The following is a 7,294-nucleotide window of genomic DNA, read 5'->3' as shown; positions in this document are numbered from 1 at the left end:
TCCCATCATCGCCGATCCTCCCGCTCAATGCCGGAATTGAATCAGCCACATGCATCCCGATCAAGTCAGAGTTTTTCAACAAAATTTCCCGCAACCTGATCACTAGGCTGAGGCGTCCCCTCACCCCGCCTTGGTCAGCGACAGGAAGACATCCTCCAGATCGGCCTCTTCGGTCTTCACGTCGCGGATGCTGATCCCCGCCGCGCGGACCGCGGCCAGCACCTGTTCGGCGCTGGTGATGCGGCTGCGGTAGCGTAAGCCTACAGCGCCGTCCGGGCGCAGTTCGGCCTCGATGCCGTCGCCACGAGGCAGTTCAGCGACCGGCGCCGCGGGCTGCACCACCATGGTCTTGGCATCCAGCCGGCCCAGCAGGCTGGACTTGCTGTCGCGCGCCACCACTTCGCCCTGGTTGATGATGGCGATCTCGTCGCACATCTCCTCGGCTTCCTCCAGGTAATGGGTGGTGAGGATGATGGTCATGCCCTGCGCATTGAGCTTGCGGATGTTCTCCCACAGCATCTGGCGCAGCTCGATGTCGACGCCTGCTGTCGGCTCGTCCAGCACCAGGACGGAAGGGCGGTGAACCAGCGCCTTCCCCAAGAGGAGCCGCCGCCGCATGCCGCCTGAGAGGGTGCGGGCATAGGCCTCCGCCTTGTCCTCCAGCCCGATCATCCGCAGGATCTCGTCGCTGTGGCGTTCGTGCTTGGGCACCCCGTAGAGGCCTGCCTGCACCTCCAGTGCGCCGCGCGGGGTGAAAAAGGGGTCCAGGTTCAGCTCCTGCGGCATCACCCCGATAGCGGCGCGGCTTTGGCGCGGGTTTGCGTCCTGGTCGAAGCCCCAGATCGAGACCGAGCCGGAGGTCTTGCGCACCAGCCCGGCCAGGATGTTGATCATCGTCGATTTACCCGCACCGTTCGGCCCCAGCAGGCCGAAGACAGAGCCGCGCGGAACCGTCAGGTCGACGCCCTTGAGCGCGTGTTTCTCCGGCTGGCCCTTTTGGCCGCCATAGATTTTGCGCAAAGCTTTGATCTGGATTGCGTCAGCACTCATCGCCGCACTTGCCCCCGGTTTTTCCTTGGCTCATAAATGCGCCTAGCCGAAAAGTGAAAGGACTGCCAGCCATGAGCACCGCCCCTAGCCCTGATGCGCCGGAAACCAGGATCGTGAACAGCCGCAAGGTGGCCTGCGACGGCAGCGAGGGCGCGCTGGGGCATCCGCGGGTCTATCTGCAGATCCCGGAAGCCGAAGGGTTCGTGGAATGCCCCTATTGCGACTGCAAGTTCATCTATGAGGACGCGGCCAAGGCGGCGGAGTGATCCGGTCGCCCGGATCATGTCCTGACCGCACAGGCTGCTGCTGATGGCACAGCTTCTGATCGTCTATCACAGCCGCACCGGGGGCAGCCGCCGGATGGCGGAGGCCGCGTATGAGGCGGCGCGCGGTGAGATTGAGGCTGCTCTGATGCGGGCCGAAGATGCCGGGCCGGAGGATCTGCTGGCGGCGGATGGCTATATTTTCTGCGCGCCGGAGAACCTGGCGGCGCTGTCAGGCCAGATGAAAGAGTTCTTTGACCGCTGCTATTACCCGGTTCTAGGGCAGATCGAGGGGCGTCCTTATGCGCAGATGGTCTGTGCCGGCTCGGACGGGGAAAACGCGGCGCGGCAATGCGCGCGGATTGCCACCGGCTGGCGCCTGAAAGAGGTGCAGAAGCCGCTGATTATCTGCACCCATGCGCAGACGCCGGAGGCCATTCTGGCGGAGAAGGTGATCCCGGAGGAGGAGCTGGAGGCCTGCCGGGAGCTGGGGCTGGCGATGGGCGCGGGGCTGGCAATGGGGGTGTTTTAGGGGTTTCGAACCCATGCTTGGAACACCGGAAAGCAACAGGTCAGCTATTTGTACAGCCGCGTGTCCTGCAAAAGCACCGTATCAAAGACTGCGAAGGCTGTTGCGGCAAGCTCTGTTCCAACGACACGTTCACGGTCGAGAGCACTGGCCGCCAAACCACTGTATGCCGAAGGGCGGCCGCCTGCATCAATGACCATGACGCCTGGCCCTTCCTCGTTCTCAAAATGCATCAAGGAAACGGCAACACGGTCAGCAGGTGACGCGTCCTCGCCCCAACGTCCGATGATGAAATCATAGTTGGCCGGGTGACGGTCCAACCCGGCGCCAGCAGTCCAATGCACATAGTAGCTGGCTGCGGTGCCCGCCGGAGCATGAACAACCCCCCAAACCAATCGGGTTTCATTGCCGCAACAATCGCAAAACCCGCTGCTTTGACCCAGCGGTTCCACTTCGTAGTCAACGTCGCCGGGTGCGTCCTGCATAACCGCCCCTTCTCCAAGCCAGCACAAAAGTCCAGATTTCAAACTGCCCCATCCCTTTTTGAAGTGACCTTCCAGTTAAATCAATCAATGAACCAGAAGTCGCCCAGCCGGGTGCCGGAAGCGGTATACATCGCGCGGTATGTGCCATCCGGCAGCTCTCCGGCCAGGACGCACAGCTCCTGGCCGCGGCGGAACTCTGCCCAGCGGCTGCAGATCCGGTCGCTGTCCAGCCGCCAGGTGCCGGTGTCCTCTCCCAGCCGCGGGATTGTGACCTCAAAGGTGCCGTCTGTCCGCAGAACCGCCGTGCCGGAGAACGCCAGCCGGGTGAAGGCGATCTTGCGGTCCTGCGCCAAGAGAGCCTGCATTTCGTCAGCGGACAGCATCCGAACGTCCTCGCGGCAGGCGGCCAGAAGCAGGAACAGGGAAAACAGGGCAAGCCGTTGCATCGCCCCAGTTAGCTGCGGTTGCAGCGGTCACGCAATCGCGCGGACGCCGGGGCGGATCACATCTGCGTGGCTGGAATGCTGGCAGCAGCGGGCAACAGGGCGATTGCGGATGGCCGCCGGATACTGAATAACACTGTCCAAACCACCATGCGCGAATGAACCGGGGAGCAGCACAATGAGCGGGACACAATTCGGCAAGGGCTGCCATCTGCATCTGATCGACGGCTCGGCCTTCATCTTCCGCGCCTATCACGCGCTGCCGCCCTTGACGCGCAAGTCCGACGGGCTGCCGATCGGCGCCGTGGCGGGGTTCTGCAACATGCTGTTCAAGCAGGTGGAGGACAACAAGGGCCCGGATGCGCCGACCCATGTGGCGGTGATTTTCGACTACTCCGGCAAGTCATTCCGCAACGAGATGTATGATCAGTACAAGGCCAACCGCCCGCCCGCGCCGGAGGATCTGGTGCCGCAGTTCCCGCTGACCCGCGACGCGACCCGCGCCTTCAACATCGCCTGCAAGGAGATCGAGGGGTTCGAGGCCGACGACATCATCGCAACCCTGGCGCATCAAGCGCGCGATGCGGGCGGGCGGGTGACGATCATCTCCTCGGACAAGGACCTGATGCAGCTGGTCGGCGGCGGGGTCGAGATGCTGGATGCGATGAAGAACAAGCGCATCGACAGCGATGGCGTGGTGGAGAAATTCGGCGTCGGCCCCGACCGGGTGGTGGATGTGCAGGCGCTGGCGGGCGACTCGGTTGACAACGTGCCGGGGGCGCCCGGGATCGGGATTAAGACCGCGGCCCTGCTGATCAATGAATTCGGCTCGCTGGAGGAGCTCTTGGACCGGGCTGAGGAGATCAAGCAGCCAAAGCGCCGCCAGACGCTGATCGAGAAGCGGGACCAGATCGAGCTGTCGAAAAAGCTGGTGCAGCTGGACTGCAACATGGAACTGGACTTCACCCTGGATGATCTGGAGGTGAAGGAGCCGGATGCGGAGGTGCTGCTGGAGTTCCTGAGCAGCATGGAGTTCCGCACGCTGTCCAAGCGCATGGCCGATCAGCTGGGCATGGAGGCGCCGGCGATCCCGGAAGCACCCGCTGCAGCGGCGGCCTCCCCGGCGGCGGCACCGGAAGCGGTGCCGTTCGACAAGGAGAAATACGAATGCGTCCGCGATGCAGGTGCCTTGCAGGTCTGGGTCGACCGCATCCGCCAGCGCGGCTGGGTGGCAGTGGATACCGAAACCACCGGCCTGGATGAAATGGTCGTCGATCTGGTCGGCATCTCGCTGTGCGTCGAGGCGGGCGAGGCTTGCTATATCCCCTTGGCGCATAAGGCCGGGGGCGATGATCTGTTTGGCGGTGAAGGCCTGTCCGAGGGGCAGATGCCGCTGGAAGAGGCAGTCGCGATGCTCAAAGACGTTCTGGAAGATCCGGCGATCATCAAGATCGGCCAGAACATGAAATACGACGCCAAGATCCTGCACCGCTACGGGGTGGATGTGGCGCCCATCGACGACACCATGCTGATGTCCTATGCGCTGCATGCCGGCATGCACGGGCATGGCATGGATGCGCTGTCTGAGCGCTACCTGGACCACACGCCGATCCCGATCAAGCCGCTCTTGGGTTCCGGCAAATCGGCGATCACCTTTGACCGGGTGCCGATTGACGACGCGGTGCCTTATGCGGCGGAAGATGCTGATATCACCCTGCGCCTGTGGCAGGTCTTCAAGCCGCAGCTGCATCAGGAGCGGGTCACGACGGTCTATGAAACGCTGGAGCGGCCGCTGGTGCCGGTGCTGGCGGATATGGAGCGCAACGGGATCAAGGTGGACCGCGATACGCTCTCGCGCATGTCCAATGCCTTTGCCCAAAAGATGGCCGGGCTGGAGGCGGAAATCCATGAACTGGCGGGCGAGACGTTCAACGTCGGCTCGCCCAAGCAGCTGGGCGAGATCCTGTTTGACAAGATGGCGCTGCCCGGTGGCAAGAAGGGCAAAACCGGCGCCTATGCCACCGGCGCGGATATCCTTGAGGATCTGGCGACGGAACACGACATGCCCGCGCGGGTGCTGGACTGGCGGCAGCTGAGCAAGCTGAAGTCGACCTATACGGACGCATTGCAGGATCACATAAATGCGGAAACGGGCCGGGTGCATACGTCTTATGCCCAGACCGGCGCCAGCACCGGCCGCATGGCCTCGACCGACCCGAATCTGCAGAACATTCCGGTGCGCACCGAAGAAGGCCGCCGTATTCGCGAGGCCTTTGTGGCGGAGGAGGGCAACGTCCTCTTGTCGCTCGACTACAGCCAGATTGAGCTGCGCATTCTGGCCCATATGGCCGGAATTGACGCGCTGAAACAGGCCTTTGCGGAAGGTGTCGACATTCATGCGATGACCGCGTCCGAGATGTTCGAGGTGCCGCTGGAGGAGATGACGCCGGAGATCCGCCGCCAGGCCAAGGCGATCAACTTTGGTGTGATCTACGGCATTTCCGGCTTTGGCCTGGCGCGCAACCTGCGCATACCGCGCAAGGATGCGCAGGGGTTCATCGACCGCTATTTCGAACGCTTCCCGGGGATCCGCAAGTACATGGATTCGACTGTCGAGTTCGCCAAGGAGCACGGCTATGTGCAGACCCTGTTCGGGCGCAAGATCCATACCGCGGAGATCAACGCCAAGGGGCCGAAGGCGGGCTTTGCCAAACGCGCGGCGATCAACGCACCGATCCAGGGCACCGCGGCGGATGTGATCCGCCGGGCGATGATCCGGATGCCGGAGGCGATCGCCCACCTGCCTGCGCGGATGCTGTTGCAGGTGCACGATGAACTGCTGTTCGAAGTGCCGGAGGCGGCGGTGGAGGAGACCATCGACACAGCCCGCAAGGTGATGGAGAACGCCGCCGATCCGGCGGTGCATCTGGATGTGAAGCTGGTGGTGGACGCAGGCCGCGGTTTGAACTGGGCCGAGGCGCATTAAGGCAGGCACACCCAGGCAGGCAGGGGTGCTCCCGCCCGGCTTCGACCTGACGGTCTCATCCCGTTGGGCCTGGCGCCGCTGACGCGGCGCAGGCTGTGCCCGGACCCCGCCTCACCGGGTCAAGGGAGCCGGCAGGCTCCGCGCGGCAGCGCGGCGTGCCCTTGACGCGGCCTGGCGTAAAAACAATCAAAAACGCCCCTCAAGGGCAGACCTGCCCTTAGGGGCTTCTCAGCAAAGCCTTGCGCCGCGCCAGCGGCGCCACGCCCAACGGCTGCTGATGCATCGCAGATGCAGCTTGCAGCGGGCGGGAGCACCCCGCCTGCCCTCCTGAAGCCCGGTGTCAGCTTCCGGCGGGCTGTTTGACCAGCTTGGCCACCAGCCTGCGCACCAGCGGCGCCGCGGTGAAGGCCACGGCAAAGGCCACCGGCCAGCTCAGGCTCCAGGCGTTCATCCAGGCGCTGGTGAACCCTTCGGCCAGCCCAAGCGTCCGCAGGGTTGCCACGCAGGTCACCAGGCAGGACATCATCCCCGACAGGATCAGGCTGAACAGAACAGGCGCAAAACGGGCAGGCAGCATCGGCGGCATCCTTCCAAAAGTCACAGAAGCCTTATGCAGGCCACTAATACACATCTCAATTCACGAATGTGTTTACAGCCTGCGGCGGCTCAGCGCATCCAGCCGAGGCTGTCCTCGGTGCGCCGGGTCGAGGGCGTGTATTCGGCACTGACCCATCCGTCATAGCCGCTGGCGTCGATGGCGGCAAACAGCTCCTGGAAGTCCACCGGCCCGGTGCCCGGCTCGCAGCGCCCCGGCGCGGCGCCGATCTGGACATGGACAGCGCGGGCGCCGAACTCCTGCCAGACGCGTGCCGCGTCGCCGTGGATCAGCTGGGCGTGGTAGGCGTCATACTGCAGGCCGACATTGGGCCGGTCCACGGCCGCCAGCACCTCCATCGCAAGATTGTAGTCATCCAGGAAGTAGCCGGGCTGGTCGCCGCTGTTCAGCGGTTCGATGGTGAACTGCTGGCCCGGGGCCCGGTCGGCGGCCCACCTCAGGTTTTCGACAAAGGTCTTCTGCGCCTCTGCCCCCTTGGCGTAGCCCGCCATCACGTGGATCTTGCCCGCCTTCAGCGCCTCGGCGTAGCGCAGCACCCGGCGGATGTCGCGCTGGAAGCGGTCCACCCCGTCCGGCACCGCCGCATAGCCGGGCATGCCGCCGGTGTAATTCGGCGGCGGCGCGTTGATCAGCAGAAGCTCCAGCCCGTTGGCCAGCAGCGCGCGCTGGGTTTCCTTGGCCGCAAGCTCATAGGGATAAAGGATTTCCACCGCCTCGAACCCCGCCGCCGCCGCGGCCTGGAAGCGGTCGAGATAGGGCAGCTCGGCAAACAGCATCGAGATGTTGGCGGCGAATCTGGGCATCAAGTTTCTCCTGGCTTCACGATGGTTTATCCCGCGCGAAACCGTGACGCCAAGATACAGAAAACGACGCATTGTCGCTTTCCCGCAAGACTTGTCCGGGAGATTCGGCTGCAACTGCG

The 7,294-nt window shown here is 63.9% G+C and carries 8 protein-coding genes; 3 read left to right on the top strand and 5 right to left on the bottom strand.

What is annotated here, in order from left to right; all coding sequences use genetic code 11:
• Positions 1-120: 120 nt before the first annotated feature.
• Positions 121-1,050, bottom strand: a complete 930-nt coding sequence (locus ACXAHG_RS21430; RefSeq protein ID WP_475060587.1) for an ABC transporter ATP-binding protein — start codon at positions 1,048-1,050, stop codon at positions 121-123.
• A 71-nt stretch (positions 1,051-1,121) separates the two neighbouring features.
• Here ACXAHG_RS21430 and ACXAHG_RS21425 point away from each other — a divergent pair, with 71 nt between their 5' ends.
• Positions 1,122-1,316 (top strand): zinc-finger domain-containing protein, encoded by a 195-nt coding sequence (locus ACXAHG_RS21425; RefSeq protein WP_475039822.1) that lies wholly within the window; start codon positions 1,122-1,124, stop codon positions 1,314-1,316.
• Between the two features lie 43 nt (positions 1,317-1,359).
• Positions 1,360-1,845 (top strand): flavodoxin family protein, encoded by a 486-nt coding sequence (locus ACXAHG_RS21420; RefSeq protein ID WP_475060585.1) that lies wholly within the window; start codon positions 1,360-1,362, stop codon positions 1,843-1,845.
• 44 nt (positions 1,846-1,889) lie between these two features.
• On the opposite strand, the gene ACXAHG_RS21415 is transcribed toward ACXAHG_RS21420, so the two are convergent.
• Positions 1,890-2,327 carry a hypothetical protein gene (locus tag ACXAHG_RS21415; protein ID WP_475060583.1) on the bottom strand — a complete coding sequence of 146 codons (438 nt, stop codon included), beginning with the start codon at positions 2,325-2,327 and terminating at the stop codon, positions 1,890-1,892.
• Between the two features lie 80 nt (positions 2,328-2,407).
• A complete protein-coding gene (locus ACXAHG_RS21410; RefSeq protein WP_475039826.1) occupies positions 2,408-2,773 on the bottom strand; it encodes a hypothetical protein in 366 nt (121 codons plus the stop codon).
• 175 nt (positions 2,774-2,948) lie between these two features.
• Here ACXAHG_RS21410 and polA point away from each other — a divergent pair, with 175 nt between their 5' ends.
• A complete protein-coding gene (polA, locus tag ACXAHG_RS21405; RefSeq protein ID WP_475060581.1) occupies positions 2,949-5,756 on the top strand; it encodes a DNA polymerase I in 2,808 nt (935 codons plus the stop codon).
• Between the two features lie 340 nt (positions 5,757-6,096).
• Here the strand turns inward: polA and ACXAHG_RS21400 are convergent, their stop codons facing one another.
• Entirely contained in the window at positions 6,097-6,333 is a 237-nt protein-coding gene (locus ACXAHG_RS21400) for a DUF2798 domain-containing protein (RefSeq protein ID WP_475060579.1), read from the bottom strand.
• A gap of 89 nt (positions 6,334-6,422) precedes the next feature.
• Positions 6,423-7,175: a hydroxypyruvate isomerase family protein gene (locus ACXAHG_RS21395; protein ID WP_475039829.1), complete on the bottom strand. Its 753-nt coding sequence runs from the start codon at positions 7,173-7,175 to the stop codon at positions 6,423-6,425.
• Positions 7,176-7,294 lie beyond the last annotated feature (119 nt).

This window comes from Leisingera sp. ABD4_442, from assembly GCF_056160905.1.
Note: the sequence above shows the minus strand (reverse complement) of the source record. Positions and strands in the feature narration are given on the sequence as shown.